The organism is Alphaproteobacteria bacterium, assembly GCA_016870095.1.
GTDB lineage: Bacteria > Pseudomonadota > Alphaproteobacteria > Paracaedibacterales > VGCI01 > VGCI01.
This window is the reverse complement of sequence record VGCI01000001.1, coordinates 182,009-201,376: the sequence shown is the minus strand read 5'-3', so window position 1 is coordinate 201,376 and position 19,368 is coordinate 182,009. Positions and strand designations below refer to the sequence as shown.

The window sequence follows — 19,368 nt, the reverse complement described above, 5'->3', positions numbered from 1 at the left end:
TCGTTATTTTTAAAAAAGGAGATACTATCATGATAAACAAAAAAATAGTTAAAGCAGTTTGTGCAACTGTTTTAACGGTTAGCATTGCTTTTGCAGCGGTTATGGATCCCAATACACGTATGGAAAAAGTAAGAGATCTTTTTACTCTGTATGGTGCAGATACCTTTAAGATACTCAATGGACAAGATATTGGGGGAACAGGAAACACGGACAGCAGCAAAGGATTACAAGTTAATCAGAGAGCCGATATAGCCACAGTGATTAAATCCTCTGATGACAATACATTTGTTGGCTGTGTTGTTGACGGAACATGGGCAGTTTATCCTCCCGAACCAATGAAAATTGGTAAAGATGCTATGACAGCAACAGATGCCAACGGGCGTCCCTTTGTAAATATGCTTATCCAAGCATTGCGTAAAGCACCATATGGAAAAGCACACCATATCCGCTATGATGTGACAACACCCGACGGTCGGATTCAAAAAAGAGAAGCAACAGCTTGGAACAGTAGAAATTTGCTTAGCCGTAAGAATGATACGGGGCGCAAATTTTTCTGCTTCACTTCTGTTCAAGCCCATCCGTAAATTATTTAGCCATTTTTCATGAAAAAGCCATTTCTTAAACCTAAGAAGTGGCTTTTTTTGTTTCTAGGACATAACTTCCACAGCTTATCTATCTTTTTTACTAACAAACATTAAGTCTTGATTATCGATATTTATTTTACTAATCTTTTAAAAATTGGTGAATTTTAGATTAACTTTTTTCTAAATAACATAGGTTGTTTTCGATGACGAGCTCTGCTCCTTCTCTTAATTTTCATTCTTGGATTATGTTGTTTACAATCGGTCTTTTAATTTTCTTAATGAATATTGATTATACAGCTGTGAATCTTGCCTTAGTCCCTATTGCGGAAGAAATTGATGGCGATTTGAACATACTGCAATGGTTATTAAGCGGATATGTCCTTATCTGGGCTGCTCTTGTTGTTCCTGCAGGACGGTTTGCAGACATTTATGGTAAGAAATTTTCCCTTAATCTTGGCGTCGCAATATTTATGTTGGGTTCCTTGATTACTGCTGTGGGCAATGATGTCTATGTGCTCATTGGTGGACGCCTGATTCAAGGTTTGGGTGCCGCGATTTTTTCATCTCCTGCCTATGGATTGATTTTCACATCTGTACCTACCAAAAAGCAAGGTATGGCCATGGGATTTATAGGGGGATCCGCAGGTTTAGGGCTCGCTATTGGCCCTTCTCTCGCGGGATGGATCATCAAAGAAATTGGATGGCGGTGGCTTTTTTATGTCAATATTCCCTTAGGATTAATGGTTATTGTGGTTCTATTAATTTATGCCAAGTCAGAACCAAAACAAAAAAGCCCAATAAAAATTGATTGGTTAAATGTCTTATTATTAACATTTGGCCTAGGTTCTTTTGTCTTTGCCTTAAATCAGATCGAAGTCTGGGGGCTGAAAGACCCTACCCTAATTGCCTTCGGTGTTGGGGGGGCTTGCTCCTTAATCTTTTTTGCCTATCGGGATCGCTTTCAAAAATTTCAAATTTTACCGCGAAACCTTTTGCAAAATAAGCCTTTTATGGGAACAGTCATAACAGGACTTCTTGTTGCATACTCCTTTTCCCTTGTCCTGGTCATGATGGCGTTATATCTACAAAATACACTTAAATTAACCAGCAGTTCGACAGGCATATATTTCCTAGCCATGACGTTGGCCGTCGGTATCTTATCCCCTATCGGAGGGAAATTGGCAGACCATATGGATATTCGCATTCCCATTTCTGTGGGGATTTGTCTAACTATACTTTCCTTGATTGTCTTGGGTCAGTTAGACGCTGCTAGCTCAACAACAATGGTATGTGGAGGATTGTTGCTCGCTGGTTTAGGATTGGGGATTGGCTTTCCTTCCCTCAATACAGCAATGTTCAAAACCTTAAATCCTGCAGAAATAAACACTGGCTCCGCTATTTTTACCATGGCCATGACATTGGGAAATGCCATCAGTGTCATCGCCTCGACTAGTTTTCTTGTCATGTTTGGAAGACCAAAACTTATTGAACTTATAGCGCAGGCAGGAACTTCTATAACTCCAGAAAAGCAACAAGCTCTCATTAATATCATTAGTAAAGTTGAACATACCCCTGAGCAATTAAAGCAATTTCCCGCAGAACAGATACCTGAACTTTTGACGTTAATTGACAGCGCTTTTCTGCATGGTTTTAGCATAACGCTTTGGATTGGTGCTGGCCTCAGTGCAATAGCTGTAAGTATTTTCTTGAAAAATTTTGCGTATACAAACGATAACGCCCCTTCTGCAGCTGTTATTATTTGAGATCAAAATACTTAAGGCTCTTTAGTGACAACGCTCGCGATTTCTTTATGGATTGCATAGACAGATTGCGTGGCGTCAATAATACGGCAACGCTGTGTGTTCTGATGGGCAATTTTTAGAAATCCCGCACGAACACGATTATGAAATTGCATATCCATATGCTCAAAACGATTCTCGCTTGTATGACGTTTTAAAGCTCGCTGTACACCAATCTCTGGATCCAAATCAAAGACAAAGGTCCAATCAGGCTGTTCGGTACCAATAACCGAAGCATACAGCTTATTGATGAATACGCGATCAACACCATGACCATATCCTTGGTAGGCTAAAGTTGAATCCGCGAATCGATCGCAGATAACCCATTCTCCTCGTTTTAAAGCCGGTTCAATAACACTATTCCAGTGTTCAGCTCGAGCCGCATAAAGCAAAAGAACTTCCGTCATGGGTGACCACCGACCAATGTCGCCAGAAACCAACAAAGCGCGAATGAGTTCGGCCCCATCACTCCCTCCCGGTTCCCGGGTTAAAAGTACTTTATGACCTTGATCATTCAAATAATCAGCCAATAATACAGTCTGGGTTGACTTCCCTGTCCCTTCACCCCCTTCGAAGGTGATAAACTTTCCTGCAGTCTTTTTCATCTTAAGGCTTTCCCCAAATTAAGTAGCTAAATGAATCTTTTATTCTTTTAAAGAAGCCCGCTTTACCGACTGAAGTGGCCGCAACAAGCGGAAATTCAATAGGAAGTTCTTGTGATGGTAAGGTAATTATCACTTTGCCAAGAGGCGTATCTTTCTTCACGGGCGCGGCAATAGGAGTATCATATTGAATATCAACTTTTAAACCTTTTCGAGATAATCGTGGTAATGTCATGACAACCTCTTGGCTCACTGTCGCTTGAACCGCATTTTCCTCTCCCAACCAAACAGGAACCATATCAATGACATCCCCCGGCTTAAAAAGAGAATAATTATCAAAAGTGTCGATTCCCCATGACATTAATTTCATAACTTCATTGGCACGTACCTGCTCTGATGACAGCCCGTTCGCCACCAAAAGTAAACGACGATCTCCTTTAACGACGGAAGCAATGATCCCATATCCCCCACTATCGGTGTAACCAGTTTTAATGCCATCACACCCAATATTTTTATAAAGTAAGGGGTTGCGATTCCATTGACGAATATTATTGAAAATGTACTCTTTAACGCCAAACATACTATAAAATTCGGGATAATCTGAAATGGTTCTGTGGGCAATGATTGCAAGATCTCGCGCTGTCGTTAAGTGATTGGGATCAGGCCATCCACTGGCGTTCAGAAAAGTTGTTTGATGAGCACCCATTTCGCGAGCCTTTTGAGTCATCTCTTCAGCAAAAACATTTTCAGAGCCTGCTATACCTTCCGCGACAACAATACAGGCATCGTTGCCAGATTGAATAATAATCCCTTTTAGCAAATCTTCCACGCTAATCATGGAATTTAAGGGCACAAACATTTTTGACCCCCCCATCCGCCACGCTTTTTCACTCACGGGAAAAGTTGTTGTCATTTGGATATGACCCTGTTTCAACTTTTCAAAAACAAGATAAGCTGTCATAACTTTGGTCATGGAAGACGGATGCATTAATTCATCCGCATTTTTTTCTAATAAAATAACGCCGGTCTTAAAGTCAATAAGAAGGGCTTGCTTAGCCAATGTTTCTATTTTTGCTGATGATGCGGGCTGAAAGGGAGTTTGAGGTTTTGATGTCTGATTTGAAGAAGATCCTGGCTTTCCTTGTGATACAGGTAAAGCTGGCTTCGCATCACAACTCGCGGCCATAAAAAATAGGGTTGTCAAGAAACTTGTAAAAACGATTAGTGATTTTACCTTCCCCGCTTTTTGCTTGCCAGATCGTGGGAGGTTAGAGTCTTTAAATACAGTTAAAGATTTTTTTATTGTGTTGTGTAAGTAAAAATTCATATCAATTCCATTAATTTAGAAAAATTTTCTATACCTGCCTGCGCCCTAATTTAGTCCGAGTGTCTTTTAACAAGTCATCAATTTCACTTTCAATACTGTCTTCATTTAATTCAGTGTGAGGTAAAGGCGCTGATTTTGTACTTTGCCGGCGAAAGGGTTGCGCCTTAAATCCAGTCTCTAACTTGGGTTTGTGGAAACTCGTTCTTGCCTGATGGGGTTTATGTAGCTTTAATGGTTTGGGCAAAGGTGCGCTCCCTTCATAATCAAAATTTTCCCGGAAAATAGTTTCCCATACTCGGCCACTTGGATCCCGTCCATAACGTCCATATTGAGCTACAAATTTAGCAAATGCCTGACTTTCTTCTGGTAAGCATTGGACATGAACTTTGCCTAATCCTTGATCATGTATACCCAAATAACTTGCAGCCCCTTTGGATAAATCAATGATACGATCATCGACAAACGGACCTCTATCATCGATTAAAAGCTTAACACTTGAGCCGGTCTTCACATTTGTGACCCGTACAACAGAAGGTATGGGGAGTGTTTTATGAGCCGCGCTAATGCCATGCATGTTAAAAATCTCACCACAAGACTTGGGGCGGCCATGAAAATGGGGACCATACCAAGAAGCCACGCCCGTCTCTTCATACTCATAATGACCTTGGGGCTGATACCATGTCCCTTTAACCTGATAAGCTCGTTTTGTGCCCGTACATAATTTATCATTAGCAATCTGTGTAACAGGTGTGGAACAACACCCCGTAAGGATAAAAGCTACAATAAAGAGTATTCCCATAATTTTTTTCATTTTTGATTTGTTGGCTCTCATTTCAATAATTTTCCGTTAAAAAAAAGAATAATCTATCACTCTGCATTCGGCAAGATCTGAAATACCACTCAATTACCTTCCATAGGAAGAGCAACTCTTGAAATTACAGTAAATCAATTTATTAGCATCAATATTTATTTAGAAATAAATACTTTTTTACATTTACAAATTATTAATAATTTAACTATAAAATTTAAATATATCATAATTTTTAAATCTTTTAAGGATCATTGTTATGAAATTCACAAAATTGGCTACTTTTATATTCGGGTTAACTTTCTCCCACCTAGCCTGGGGTGCACAACCCGCAGCCGTTCATCATAAGGTTGTTATTGTCGGAGGTGGGATGGCGGGATTAACAGTAGCCAACGAACTGTCCAAACACAACATCCCCGCCGTAATTATTGAAGGGCGAGATCGTTTAGGGGGACGCGTCGAAACACATTATTTTAATCCGCAAAAAACATCATTTTTTGAAAAAGGGGGCAGTACCATTGACTCTGATCATAAATCAACAAAAGCCTTAGCATCCGAATTTGGCGTTCAATTGGTGCCTGTGGCTACAAGCAATCTCAATATTTTTAATGGTCATCACCAGGTCGAAGAAGAAGAAACCGGCATGGGGCTCGTTGGGATTGTCAACTTTCTTAAAGATTTGGAAAAAAAAATTGCCCGTAATCCCAATGACTTTCAAACTCATTCAAACAATCATACGTCTTGGAAACCCCTTATAGGATATTTAAGGAATGCAAATGTGAGCACTTTTGGTAAAGAATTATTAAAAACAGCTATGGAAGAGCATGAGGGCATTGTTTTTGATTTATTTCCTGTAAACCAAACAGCAGAATATACCAAAGTTTTTGATAGTCTTATTTCAGGTAAAAGTGATGAGGGTGGTGACCATACTTCCGTTAAAGCTAACAAAGGCATGACTTTCTTTGTTTAAGAAATTGCCCATAGATTAAAATCTAAAAATATTTCTATACAGCTTGATCACAAACTAGTTGGAATTCATAAAGCAGAGGGGAAATATATTCTTACGTTTAATAAAGGCGCCCCAATCCAGGCAGATTACATTATTATGAGTTTACCCTTTAGTACATTGCGGGATGTCAAAATGGACCCCGCCCTCCTTCCTGATATTTCTAAAGAAGCCATTAGAAACTTATCCTACGGAACAAATTCTAAAATAGGATTTGAAGTTAGAGCACCAGCTAATTTTTACGAAGAGATAAATCATTACTATAACGTCAAAGATTCTGTTCGCGGTTGGTCGGATGAAAAATCTTATATTTTATTTGTTTCCGGACAAACTGGGCAAAACTTAACATCCGATATGGCTTCAAAAATTGTTAATAATGAAATGGTTAATCTTAAAATTGTGCTCCCCAATTTAACATACGGTCCTCCAGTCGTAAAAAATTGGGTACAGGATGAATTTTCAAAAGGCAGTTACTCAGCTATCTCCACAACACTACCAGTTGCTCTCAGTGCAGAGTCGAAAGAATATAAGGGATTACGCGCTTACGCAAATCCTGCAGATAATAAGCATTTTATTTTTGCAGGGGAGCATACACGTGCAGACGATACTCAAGGTCACATTGAAGGGGCCGTTCGCTCAGGCCTTCTGGCAGCAAAAATCTTGAAGGAAAGTGTTAAATAAAAATTTTTTTAGAATTATTTGGTGGTGTGAACAAAATTTATCTCTTTTAAAAAAGATATAAAAGTTCACACCCGATAATCGTTTTTTCTAAAATATATAACCGACAACACACAAGTTAAGGTTAATTTATAATTAATCACCCCAACAATTTCATTGTTAAAATAATATTAATAATTTATAAGTTAAGCTAAATTAGTTAATACTTGCCAACCTCAGGAGAAAACTTATGAATTTTATTAAAATACCATTTCTAATATTTGCTTTGGGATGGTCTCATGCGTGTTTAGGTGCGCAAAGCATTAAGAATATACATAAAGTTGTTATCTTAGGCGGAGGCCTGGCAGGACTAACAGCTGCAGAAAAATTAGCCGAAAAAGGGGTTAAATCTCTTGTGATTGAAGGTCGTGAACGTTTAGGTGGGCGCGTGAATACACACTATTTCAACCCTCAAAAAACAGCTTTTTTTGAAGAGGGAGGCACTTTTATTGATAGTGATCATAAAGCGACCATTGCCTTAGCGAAAAAGCTTAACGTTGACCTTGTTAAACATGGGTTTGGCACAAAGAAATTATCTGTATTTGATAATGCTCGCCCTGTCGAGCCCGCAAGATTAATTAAAGAGATAGCGGAAATAAAAGCAGTCCTTGAAAGTATTCAAAAGGATTTTCAAGCCAACCACAATAATTATTATGAGATCAATGGCGCCAATTATTATTGGAATCCTTTAATAAAGTACATTCATAATTCTAAACTAAGTGATTTTGGTAAAAATATGCTGAAAGCCATATTAGAAAGCAATGAAGGCATTCCCTTTGAAAAAGTCTCCGTATATGACATTCATTATTGCGTAGAAATTGTTGATCAATATTTTCAATTATTTAGCCATAAAAATTCTTCTTGGAAACCAAATTTCTTGGCAGATCTTGCTGCTTACCACTATACAGCCCAAAAAGGTATGTCTCATTTTGTAAGCCGACTTGATGAAGAATTGCAAAGGCATCAAGTTCCTATCCAACTCAATCAAGAATTGACTCAAATTGGTAAAACACATGACCATTATGTTTTGACTTTTAAATCTGGCGAACAAGTTAGGGCAAGCAATGTCATCATGACTCTTCCTTTTAGTACGCTACGTTATGTAAAAATTGACCCAACAGTTGCTGTGCCACCCCTGACTCAAGACGCCATACAAACATTGTCTTATGGTACAAACTCAAAGATTGGCATACAAACAACAGCCCCCGCAAAGCTTTCTGATACTATGTTGTATTATGTCAATGCGCATACCTCAACTATAGCTTGGCCCGGTGAAAATGCCGTTACTTATTTTGTTTCAGGACATGCGGGACAAAATGTAACGGCTGAGTCAGCACTGGGAATTGCTGAAGCCGAAAAAGCGAACATTTTACATGAGTATCCAACCATCAAATTTACTGGAAATCCTGCTTTTAAAAACTGGACTAAGGACAAATTTTCTTTTGGAAGTTACTCAGCCATTTCTTCAGATTGTCCTGGCGCTTTTTCAGCGCCATCAGATACCTATAAGGAAATGAGTAAATATGCCGATCCTATCGACAATGATCATTTTGTTTTTGCGGGTGAACATACCCGCGCTGATGGCACAAGAGGGCATATTGAAGGGGCCGTTCGTTCAGGTATTTTGGCGGCAACAATCCTTATGAAGCACGTTAAATAAGGTTGCGCTGTCTCTTCAGACATGGTAATGATTTTATCGAAGTCCACACACAGGGGTGGTTATTAGGGGGAGAGCTCTTAAAACCGTCCGGTGTTATTGAAGTTTAGAATTATTCTTAAGTCTACTTCAACAATCACATTCCCTGTGGAGGTTTAACCGGAAAAAGGAGCAAAACACAATGGCAATGCCATCATTTACTATGCGTCAGTTATTAGAAGCAGGCGTACACTACGGTCACCACACACGGCGCTGGAATCCTAAGATGTCCCCTTATATCTTTGGTATTCGTAATGGCGTTCATATTATGGATCTCCAACAATCAGTCCCCATGCTTCATCAAGCCATGGAAGCGATACGCAGCACAGTTGCTGCTGGAGGTCGCGTTCTTTTTGTGGGAACAAAAACACAAGCCTCCGAAAAAATTAAAGAAAGCGCAAAGCGGTGTGGACAATACTACATTAACCATCGCTGGCTGGGTGGCACATTAACAAACTGGAAAACGGTGAATCAATCCATTAAACGCATGAAAGAAATGGAAGAACGTTTAAACGAAGCAACCGGCTTAACAAAGAAGGAAAGTCTTGATTTAGAAAGAAACTTCAAAAAGTTAGACATGGCTTTGGGTGGCATTCGTGAAATGGGCGGGTTACCTGACATTCTATTCGTTATTGATACCAACAAAGAAGCGATCGCCATTTTAGAAGCCCGTCGCTTAAATATACCTGTTGTTGCCGTGCTTGATAGCAACTCTAATCCAGAGGGCGTTACCTACCCTATTCCTGGCAATGATGATGCTCTTCGCGCGATTGGTATTTACTGTGATTTGGTCTCCGGAGCTGTGCTTGATGGTTTGCAAGCTGAAATGACTTCTGCGGGAATCGACTTGGGTGAATCTTCTGAAGTTCCTACTGACGATTTTGAAGAAGAGAGTGCTCCTAAAGCGTCTATCGACACCCTCGCTGCCGAAGTGGCGCCAGAGGAAGTTGCAGCAAGCACAGATACAGCAGAAGAAATTGAAGGAGATGCAAAGCCCGATTAGTATAATCGGGTCAGTATCTTTGTTATTTTGAAGGAGAATGAGCGAATGGCTGAAATTACAGCAGGACATGTAAAAGATTTACGGGAAAGAACGGGCGCTGGCATGATGGATTGCAAGCGAGCCTTAGTAGAAGTTGAAGGTGATATGGAAGCCGCTATCGATTGGCTTCGCAAAAAGGGCCTAGCTGCAGCTGCTAAAAAGGCTGGTCGCGTTGCTTCTGAGGGGCTTGTAGGTGCGGCCATCGATGAGGCAAACAATAGTCTTTCAGGCTCTCTCGTTGAAATTAACGCGGAGACAGATTTCGTAGCTCGGAACGAAAAATTTCAAAATTTGGTGCGTAATACTGCCGTCATTGCTGCAAAAGCTGACTACACAATTGATTCCTTAAAAGCAGCAGCGTTTCCTGGTGAATCTCCTACCGTAGAAGAAGAAATCACTCGGCTCATCGCTGTTATTGGCGAAAACATGCATTTGCGCCGTGTCGAACGATTAAGCGTTTCCCAAGGTCACGTATCAAGTTATGTCCATAATTCTGTATCTCCTGGACTCGGGAAAATAGGTGTTTTGGTTGCTTTAGAATCTTCCGGAGATAAAACCAAGCTTGCCGACTTGGGTAAGAGAATCGCCATGCATATTGCTGCCGCAAATCCTCAATCTCTAACTATTGAAAGTCTTGACCCCAATTTATTGGATAGAGAGCGCTCAATCGTTGCAGAACAAGCTCGTGCTTCTGGAAAGCCTGAGGAATTTATTGCAAAAATGGTCGAAGGACGTTTGCGGAAGTTCTATGAAGAGGCAGTTCTCATGGAGCAGACTTTTATTATTGACGGAAAAACTAAGATTCGGGAAATGTTGGAAACAGCTTCACAAGATCTGAATACTCCTGTCACTCTCAAAGCATACGTTCGGTATGCTTTAGGGGAAGGTGTTGAAAAAGCTGAGTCTGACTTTGCCGCAGAAGTCATGGCGCAAGCAGGTATTACAGGATAAGCTATAGGCATAGATAACTAATGGTATAAGTTACGATGGCGAAAACCCCCTCCTCTTCACTTAATCCACCCTATCGCCGGGTATTGTTGAAAATATCGGGCCAAGCATTGGCAGGTTCTGAAGGGGGAGCGCAAGGTATTAGTCAAGACATGCTGGAAAAGATGGCAGCAGAGATTCAGCAAGTTATAAAACTTGGAATCGAAATCTGTGTCGTTGTGGGCGGTGGTAACATTTACAGGGGAATTCAAGGGGCCAAAACCCATGGGATAGACCGTGCAACCTCAGATTATATGGGGATGATGGCAACTATAATCAACGCTCTTGCTCTCCAAAATGCTCTTGAACAAATTGATATACAATGCCGCGTGACGTGTGCATTTCCCATTGAAGCCATTGGGGAAACTTATATCCGCCGTCGTGCCTTAAACCACTTAGAAAATGGACGTGTCGTCATTTTTGCAGGGGGAACGGGCAATCCTTTCTTTACCACTGATACAGCTGCCGCATTACGCGCTTCCGAGATGGGATGTGACCTCCTTCTGAAAGCCACAAAAGTAAATGGGGTTTATAGCGCAGATCCCACAAAGGATACAAGTGCTCAATTTCACCCAACACTCACCTACGATGATGTTTTAACGCGAAACTTGGGTGTTATGGATGCTACTGCCATTGCCCTCGCCCGGGAAAACTTGATTCCAATTGCTATTTTCTCTATGTATGAGGAAGGCGGCTTCGCCAAGGTCGTCAAAGGTGAAGGTAATTTTACGTTGATAACGGAAAAAGAATAAGGAATAAATAAAATGACAGACACGCGTTTAAATGATTTGGGTAAACGTATGGATAATGCCTGTGATATTCTCATACGCGAATTTACGGGCCTACGCACAGGTCGTGCATCTATTAATTTATTGGATACCATCAAGGTTGACGTTTATGGATCGGTCATGGCGTTGAATCAAATTGGAACCATTAACGTTCCCGAACCTCGAATGCTTACTGTCCAAGTTTGGGACAAAGGCATGGTTAAGGTGGTTGAAAAAGCCATTCGAGAGTCAGATCTGGGATTGAACCCTTCAAGTGATGGGCAAATCATTCGCATCCCCCTGCCCCCCATGAGCGAAGAACGTCGTCAAGAATTGGTTAAGCTTGCCGGAAAATTTGCAGAAGATACGCGAATTAGCGTTCGTAATGTTCGTCGCGATGGTATGGAAATGTTGAAGAAATGGGAAAAGGATGGTGATATTTCCGAAGACGAACATCATCGCCTATCTGCTGACGTTCAAACGATTACTGACACCCACATAAAGAAGATTGACGACTTGCTTGCCACTAAGCAAAAAGATATCATGCAAGTGTAAATTAGGCCTGAGGATGATTCACAGCTCCTTCGTCACGGTCTTTTTTTTATGCGTCCTTAGCTCAGCTGGATAGAGCAACGGCCTTCTAAGCCGTGGGTCAGAGGTTCGAATCCTCTAGGACGCGCCATTATAACTTTAAGCTCCACAAGACACGATTGTATTTGTAAACATAACCAACCCCATGGTAAGAAACATCAAGTGCGTCCTTAGCTCAGCTGGATAGAGCGTCGGCCTTCGAAGCCGAAAGTCGGGGGTTCGAATCCCTCAGGACGCGCCAACTTTCTTGCAAATCAAATTATTTTGGTAAGATTGTTGAGTTCGACATTCTTCTTCTAAAATTGCATATCACTCCCGATCCCAGAATCCTTTATGTCTATACCTTTGGGAATGAATACATATTTTAAACCGCATACCTAATATTTTCATTAAAGAAGAGGAAGCCACGTTCTCTTTGATACACCAAGCTTGCAAACGTTTAAATCCATATCCCTCAAACGCTCTTTTCACAATCTCTTGAGCGGCTTCAAACATAATAACTTGGCGCCAATATTTTTGTAAAAAAACATAGGATAAGTCTGCCTCACCTCGATTCTTTGCCTAGATATCAATGGTTCCCATGACATAATGAGGTCTTTATTTTACACTTATAGCTAAGGAATATAAAGGACTCCGATGTTCTTTAAGGACAATCCGAAGATAAGATTGCGTATCTGCAATTGATTATGACGATCCCAAATCAGGAATGTTGTAAATTTGAATCTTGCGCCTAGTCAAACATAGATTCGGCGTCTTCCTCACGAAGAGGTCTTAAGGGAAGCCGTTTTGTTTTCATCAGGACAATTTGTTGCCTCCCTACTCTTTGTTTTTTATGTAAAACGCTTGCTCTTAAGCTACCTAACTCAGGAAACGATAAAAATTGCTATTACCGTGAGAGTGGCTCCAATAACTGCAAAAGTATTAACGATAATAAGAACTTTATTTTTAATGACCAAACCATATAAAAGCCAACAAGCAAGTGAAAAGAGAGCAAAACTAAAACCAAGGACTGAAACATCCTTGGCACTAGCCGTTGTATAAATCTTATAAGCTTGAAAATAAAATAATGATTGCCCAATAATGCCAACTATCATCATCATTTTCTCAATGATGGCTATATTTTTGATCTGGCGGCTTTGAGTCTTAAATTTATTTAAAGAAAAATGAAACCAACCTTTTGAGTTATAGGTTTCATCTTGAAGATAATCACTTTTAAGTTTGCGTTTTAAATCCATAAATTATTCCCAATTTAGCTATTGGTTTTTAACGATTCTCTTTAAATGACTTTAAAAATATATATACCTTACGTCAAGTTAACGGACACTAAGGTGCCACATTGCGTAAATTTTTTAAAAATCAAAAAATTTATAATGATATATTTATTATTTTAATTAAATATTATATGCTAACACAAATTGGCGACTGTTGCTTTTCTGAAAAGAAAGAAAAAAATGAGAATTTTAGCCTTTATTTTCATATTTTTTACCCATAGTATCCTAGCAAGCCAGGATTTCGAGCAACTCTATGCACACAGAACCCTTAAAGCAGAAAAGGCCATTGAGGACCTTCAAAAAGAAGTCATAACGTCTTTATCGGCAAAAATCGATACGGCACGGGAAGTTCAAAAAAAAATTCACGAAAAACTTACGCGTCTCGAAACATCACCTCCCGCAACATCTGACCCCTTTCGTGATGAATTTATGCCTCATGTAGCATTAATTGTTCCGCCGGAACAGTGTTTCACAGAACAGCAAGCCCAGGCTCTAAGTGGGTCTTTAAGTTTAGAAAATCTTAGACCATTATCTGATAAAATTGCCCCCCTTAAACAGTGCGGAGAAAAGTGGGAGGCGATCGTTGCTCATGCAGAGACAATTCATACAGTTGTCAACCAAATGATATGGTTTCAAGCGGAATGGGATCGGTTTTTTGAAAAAATTTCTACGCAACTTGCTGATTTTAAGTTAACACCAAGCGACCTTAAAGAGATCTTTGACCAGTTTCTTTATTTCCATAATCAATTGTCTCATTTTCGAGAGTCACAAGAAAGGCTGAATCGAGAGTTGGCGACCACACAAGCCTCTATGCCAGAAACCTTAGCCTATTTGGAAACAACGCAAAAAGAATTAATGATAATATATGAAAATAGAGCCAAACTTCTTTGGGAAATTCTTTGGGAATCTTTTAATAAATTAGTACCTGAGTCAAGTATCCCTCAAAACTATTCAGATCTATCAAATGCAAACTATAAAGATTATTTTTTGGATAATCACAATCCTATAAAAACAGCATTGGATAAATTAACGAAAAGTGCGCCGGCTGAATTACCAGCTTTTTCTCAGGCCATTTCCACACCCAGGGATTCAAATACACCCATTGGGACTCCACGCTTTAGTTCCTTTACACAGGCTTTTGCTGCATCGCCTCGTTCGTCACCTGCACCAGATGATACTGCCCCACTTGGCCTTGTGAGATCGAGTTCAACATCTTCTAAAGCAGTCACCGCCTCACCAACATCCCTTCAATATGCTTCCTCCGAACCTCGTTTGGTGATGTCTCGGCGACATTCAACAGCCCCCAGAACAAGTCTTTCCACTCGTCAACAATTCGATAATGATGACGATAATGGGCAGTATGATGTCGAAAAATCGAGTTCTTTGCCTGCATCTGATAAAATTGCCCAAAAGGAAAATAGTCCAGAAATCAGGGTTTTGAGAGACGGAAGTGAAAAGAATCAAATTTTTATTGCTAAATTTAAAGCAGCTTTTGAAAAATCAGAAACCTGGGGGGAAAAAAGAAGAAGATTCAAGGAAAAGTTTAACTACTTAAGAAATATTAAATTTATTTTAGACCCATTAGATGAATATTTTGGACATTGTAATTCTTTTAAAGAATCTCTTATGACTTCCAGTGACAAAACAAGAGAATTGCTCCTTCCTCCTGCCCATCTTTTAATGCATAGCCAGCCTTTAAGGAGAATACCTCAAACCGTTGCCTATAAAGTCTGTTCTTTAAAATCTAATGGGCCTCTTTGCTTTGGAGTACCAGAAAAGGCTGAACAGTCCACAGTCGCTTTGATTCACACTCGAGATGGTCTCCAATACTCCGTTAGAGAAACTTATCCATCTCAAATTGATCAGAAAATTGCCTTAGAAATTTTAGAGGCTTTATTTGGCATTCAATCAGCTCCTTCTTTATTTTTAGCGATTGAGAATATACGCACTATAAAGCCCCCTAAATCTTTAGGAAATAGAAAACAAGCAGATGTATGCCTTGATTATTTGGGCCACCAGGATGAGTGGCCTGTCAGATATAGTCATAATTTTGTCATGGCCCAAAGGACTCCATCGAGTCTTTCATTACATGCATGGTGGGCGCAAGTTTGCAACGCAGAGAAATCTGTAAACGAACTCTGCCCCCGTAGTTATGGTCAAGCAACTTTATTTAGCGTGCTTACCCAATCAAAAGTCGCAAGTATCGACTATGTTCTTGAGCCCCAAGAGGGAAAATTAGCGTTAAAAAGAGTTGGATTTACTCCTTTTCAATGTCCTGCTTTTCAAAACTATCAGGATGATGACCAAAGTGAAGTAAGAGATTCTCACCTCTTTGTTGGACATAACGCCCTCTATTTACTTCCCGGAGCTTATGAGGTTATTCCTGAAGAGGTAAAAAGGGATTTCACGAACAACAATATTGAATTAATTTGTGCCAATTGGCTACAGACTTTAACAGAATATCATATAACTCTTAGTAAGCTTACTCAAGACTATGGGCTAAATAATATCCAAGATGAGCTGGCAAATGATATAGACCAAGATTTATCCGTTGCGCGCGCATTAGGACTATCCATGCTATTTCCCCCTCATAGTATTGATCGTTTAATCTCCAGATTTCATAGAATGGTTGACTTACTGAAGAATCCTACTATTACTTATGCCCAGCTTCATAAAGTTTTAGAGCCCCAGGAGGCAGTTATTTATGAAGTTTTTAAAGCTAGAGCCGAAAAAAAGATCGGGAATAATTACCCTATAAAATTCTTTAAAAAGTTTATGCCTGTACAAACAAATCAATTGAAAGCCATTTGCGGACAAATGGAAGCATTGGGAGAAAATCCCCCTTATTCTTCACAGGAATTGAATTGGATTCGTCAGACAACTGAACTATGCCTTAGCGCGGCTAAACGCAACAGACAGGCTTTTCAAAAGGCTGCAAGAAAGGCTTTAGGAAGTGCTACAAAAAATGATGAAGAAAATGACGAAGAAGAGTCAGGAGAAGATGTTAAACTTTTAACATTTGAAGATATTTTAAGAGCAAGCGTACCTGAAAAGTTACAACCTTTTTATAGAAAGTATTTTAATTGGGCCAATCGTACAGGTTTTTTTACAGCAAAAATAAGTTATAAGGCCTATAGCGAATTATCAGATGCTGCGGAAAGAAAATATCTTTATGAAACATTAGCCCTTGAAAATCCTCTAGCCCCCTCAACAGTATCTTGGGAATCTACCCCTGTTCTCCAAACAAGATTACCCGATTATGTCGCTGCGGTTTTAGAAAAGACACATCCTGTTGCCACGCTGGCCCAGGATTTGTGCGTAAGAGCCAATTTATCATCAATGGAAAACTCTGCAACACTTGCCATTATTGGACAATTGTGCAGTATTGGAGAACTACCCCCACATTGTAATCGAAGTTGGTATACCCATTTAAAAGATATTGCAGACAAACATTTTCTTATCATTCCACCCGCCATATTGGATTTTATGGTAACTCAAGGTTTCACAGCAAAAGAAAAAGCGAAAGCTTTACGTAATGCCCAATCCAGCGTAAGAAAGAATTATAATATTGCGCTGGGTGACGCAGGTGTTCTCCTCAAACCTCAAGCAGTAAGCAGCAGAGTCAAAAGATCATCAATACTATCTTTAAACTTAAATGCCGTAACTTCCCCTACATCAAAAATACCTGGTTTTTTATTTCGAGCCTTAATGCGGGGGTCTAAATATAGTGAATCAAGCCCAGAAGAAAATATGCTATTAACGGCGGTATGTGACTTGTTGCTCTTACCTTCTTATAATAGTTTAGATAATCTTGCTAATCTCCCTGATCGAGATCCCGGCTCTTTGGGTTTTGCTTCAAATCAACTGGGAATACGGGGTCCATGGGAAATTCATATAAAAGTTGGGGATCATTATCTACTATCCTGGTCTGAAGCCTGCGTAACCCTATTGCATTCTTCTGAATCTCTTTCGAGAAGAGTTAGATCAACCCTTGCAAACCATGTGGTACCGCTATTTTTATTGAAATGGTTTAATGGACTAAAAACTCACACACCTGAAATCCAATTTCATCCTTGGCTAATTGTTTCTATTTTAAAAAAATTTACTCGACTTCAAACACTGGCTGCCTCTAACGAATGTCTAACATTTGAAGACATTTTTTCAACTGTCGATCCTGCCATTTGTTATATGAACCAAAGAATGTTAAGATCTTTCAGTACGAAGTCACCAAAAAACCCAGCAAACAGACATCAGGAAACTTTAGATGGGCTTCTTGATTACATGCGCAAGCGTAGAGAACCCGAAGATACTCTTCTTAAGCGCATAAAACGAAAAAATCTTAAAGATCTGAACCCTATTGAAGGCAAAGAGTCAGACTTAGATACAACTTATAGACTCTCACCCCAATCAAACGTTCAATCTTTCCTAGATAAGTGGGATAATGCACGTGAGCAGGATGAAAACTCCCCTCCCATGAGGCTCAATGAGGCCGTAACAGAGGTTTTAAGGCGTTTTGTTCCTGCAGACCATGCTCCCGAAATTGTTTCAGACGTTTTAGATATTGTTCGGTCATTTCATATTAATCTTAATAGAATTAGTCCTAATTTATGGAGCCATGGTAATATTATCGAGGGACTTTTAGGATTGCAGGCCCCCCTCCCCATTTTACAAATGGCCCTAACATTGCGCGCAGGTAAAGCCATTACATTGGCAAGACCCCAAAGTAATAGTTTTGCAGTCTCAGGAACTGCAGGTGATGTAAGACTTTTAAGTGATTGTGTCGCTTTACACGCAAGAACAGGTTACCTCCAACAACCGTTGAGCGCTGAAACTCGGTTAACAGAGCTTGATATTAGCAGCAACCAGTTAAGATCCTTAGATAGTGTTATGCAGCTTCTGGGAAGTTTAAGTTCTCTGACCACTTTAAACATTGGCAATAATCCTCTTCATAACCCACGCCCATTGCATGTACTTACTCAACTCCAAAGTCTCGATGTCAGTAATACTTTTTGTCACGCCCATCCACGTTTAAGTCCGGTCCCTGGTTTATTGACAGACTTTTTAAACAATCAAAGTCGGGGGCAAGGCTGGCCAGATATCAGACTTTTAATTTCTCCTAATTTCCTTCATAGTTTGAGGGGTAAAATTACTTCGGGTGAAGTTCCTAACCCTCAATTACTTATAGATAGTTATGCGAATCTTGTTCCCTTACCAAATCTAGCGCAATTCGTTAATACCCCTGATGGTCCCTGTATTCAGAGAGAAGATGAACTTTTAGGTGAGGGAGATGTTCTGATACGCAGATTAGGAGAACGTGTTCAGCAAACACATTGCGACTTAGATCTCTTGATTTCTCTTTTACACCGTCTTGGCGAAAATCATTGGAATAAAACGCTGAGTTTAAGAAATGAAGGACATGTATCTCTTAGTGATAAAGTCTTCGCTATGATACAATCACCCTATGCCCCAAGAGCCATAGCTTTTAAGGTACTTTTTGCCTTAAAATTTGGTTTTCCTGAGGGGACTGTTCCATATACACTTGCTTTTCATAATGTGACCAATCTTGCGCCCAGTCTCAAGCGCTTAGAAATTACAAATTTTTGCCCGCCCCCAGAGTTTTTAAGTAGATTGGGGCAATTTGTAAACCTTGGGGATTTAACATTAGACAATAATAAACGACCCCAAATTCTTGCTGACTTACCCCGTCTCCCCAGATTAACTCACCTCGCTATAACCGGTAATAAATTGGATTCTCTTAGCGGTTTATTTACATCTGATCAAAATCTTAAATTTACCGATTTAGAATGTCTCAACCTGGCTAACAATGCCTTAACAAATCAATCTAATTTACAGCTTCTTTTAAATTGCCTTCGTCTCTCACGTCTTGACTTATCTGGCAATCTACTAACTCAATTACCCGCTCTTGGCAATTTACGCCATCTTACGAAGCAAGATTACAGATGGAACAACATTCCGTCTAACCTATTAAAAAGTTATAAAAATACCGATAATGTATTTTTTACCCCTCAAAAAGAAAAATAATAATTATTATATAAATTCAATTAGTTAAATCTTAAAGTTATTTAATCATTAATTTGCTGAAATTTGTTGCCACAATTAGCTAAAATGATTATGGTTTAACTATCATTATCTCCCCTTCTCAAACTTGAT

Annotated in this window: 14 protein-coding genes, 2 tRNA genes and 1 pseudogene; 12 read left to right on the top strand and 5 right to left on the bottom strand. The window is 39.7% G+C overall.

Annotated features, from left to right (window positions below):
- Nucleotides 1–29: 29 nt before the first annotated feature.
- Complete coding sequence (locus tag FJX03_00935; protein ID MBM3632260.1) at nt 30–584, top strand: hypothetical protein; 555 nt, start codon at nt 30–32, stop codon at nt 582–584.
- A 203-nt stretch (nt 585–787) separates the two neighbouring features.
- Complete coding sequence (locus FJX03_00930; protein MBM3632259.1) at nt 788–2,347, top strand: MFS transporter; 1,560 nt, start codon at nt 788–790, stop codon at nt 2,345–2,347.
- Nucleotides 2,348–2,358: 11 nt separating this feature from the next.
- Here FJX03_00930 and FJX03_00925 read toward each other — a convergent pair whose 3' ends face one another.
- The 3 genes from FJX03_00925 to FJX03_00915 form a co-directional block, all read right to left on the bottom strand.
- Nucleotides 2,359–2,988: a dTMP kinase gene (locus FJX03_00925; protein ID MBM3632258.1), complete on the bottom strand. Its 630-nt coding sequence runs from the start codon at nt 2,986–2,988 to the stop codon at nt 2,359–2,361.
- Between the two features lies 1 nt (nt 2,989).
- Nucleotides 2,990–4,171, bottom strand: coding sequence for a D-alanyl-D-alanine carboxypeptidase (locus FJX03_00920; protein MBM3632257.1), 1,182 nt, complete (start codon nt 4,169–4,171; stop codon nt 2,990–2,992).
- Nucleotides 4,172–4,340: 169 nt separating this feature from the next.
- Nucleotides 4,341–5,144 (bottom strand): septal ring lytic transglycosylase RlpA family protein, encoded by an 804-nt coding sequence (locus FJX03_00915; GenBank protein MBM3632256.1) that lies wholly within the window; start codon nt 5,142–5,144, stop codon nt 4,341–4,343.
- Between the two features lie 235 nt (nt 5,145–5,379).
- Between FJX03_00915 and FJX03_00910 the strand changes: the two genes are divergently transcribed.
- From FJX03_00910 to FJX03_00870, 9 genes are all read left to right on the top strand, one after another.
- On the top strand, nt 5,380–6,090 hold the full coding sequence (locus FJX03_00910; GenBank protein MBM3632255.1) for a hypothetical protein: 711 nt from the start codon (nt 5,380–5,382) through the stop codon (nt 6,088–6,090).
- A 3-nt stretch (nt 6,091–6,093) separates the two neighbouring features.
- The gene (locus FJX03_00905; protein MBM3632254.1) at nt 6,094–6,807 is read left to right on the top strand and encodes an FAD-dependent oxidoreductase; all 714 of its coding nucleotides are present in this window, start codon (nt 6,094–6,096) and stop codon (nt 6,805–6,807) included.
- 226 nt (nt 6,808–7,033) lie between these two features.
- Nucleotides 7,034–8,503: an FAD-dependent oxidoreductase gene (locus tag FJX03_00900; protein ID MBM3632253.1), complete on the top strand. Its 1,470-nt coding sequence runs from the start codon at nt 7,034–7,036 to the stop codon at nt 8,501–8,503.
- A 178-nt stretch (nt 8,504–8,681) separates the two neighbouring features.
- A complete protein-coding gene (gene rpsB / locus FJX03_00895) occupies nt 8,682–9,542 on the top strand; it encodes a 30S ribosomal protein S2 (protein ID MBM3632252.1) in 861 nt (286 codons plus the stop codon).
- Between the two features lie 45 nt (nt 9,543–9,587).
- The gene (locus tag FJX03_00890) at nt 9,588–10,532 is read left to right on the top strand and encodes an elongation factor Ts (protein ID MBM3632251.1); all 945 of its coding nucleotides are present in this window, start codon (nt 9,588–9,590) and stop codon (nt 10,530–10,532) included.
- A gap of 35 nt (nt 10,533–10,567) precedes the next feature.
- Nucleotides 10,568–11,320, top strand: a complete 753-nt coding sequence (locus tag FJX03_00885; protein MBM3632250.1) for a UMP kinase — start codon at nt 10,568–10,570, stop codon at nt 11,318–11,320.
- A 12-nt stretch (nt 11,321–11,332) separates the two neighbouring features.
- Nucleotides 11,333–11,890, top strand: a complete 558-nt coding sequence (locus tag FJX03_00880; protein ID MBM3632249.1) for a ribosome recycling factor — start codon at nt 11,333–11,335, stop codon at nt 11,888–11,890.
- 50 nt (nt 11,891–11,940) lie between these two features.
- Nucleotides 11,941–12,017 (top strand) — tRNA-Arg (locus FJX03_00875).
- A gap of 73 nt (nt 12,018–12,090) precedes the next feature.
- Nucleotides 12,091–12,167 (top strand) — tRNA-Arg (locus FJX03_00870).
- A gap of 68 nt (nt 12,168–12,235) precedes the next feature.
- On the opposite strand, the pseudogene FJX03_00865 reads toward FJX03_00870, so the two are convergent.
- Together FJX03_00865 and FJX03_00860 are read right to left on the bottom strand one after the other, a co-directional pair.
- Nucleotides 12,236–12,478, bottom strand: a pseudogene (locus tag FJX03_00865) (GNAT family N-acetyltransferase).
- Between the two features lie 311 nt (nt 12,479–12,789).
- The gene (locus FJX03_00860) at nt 12,790–13,161 is read right to left on the bottom strand and encodes a hypothetical protein (protein MBM3632248.1); all 372 of its coding nucleotides are present in this window, start codon (nt 13,159–13,161) and stop codon (nt 12,790–12,792) included.
- Nucleotides 13,162–13,377: 216 nt separating this feature from the next.
- On the opposite strand from FJX03_00860, the gene FJX03_00855 reads away from it, so the two are divergent.
- Nucleotides 13,378–19,239: a leucine-rich repeat domain-containing protein gene (locus tag FJX03_00855; protein ID MBM3632247.1), complete on the top strand. Its 5,862-nt coding sequence runs from the start codon at nt 13,378–13,380 to the stop codon at nt 19,237–19,239.
- Nucleotides 19,240–19,368: the final 129 nt, after the last annotated feature.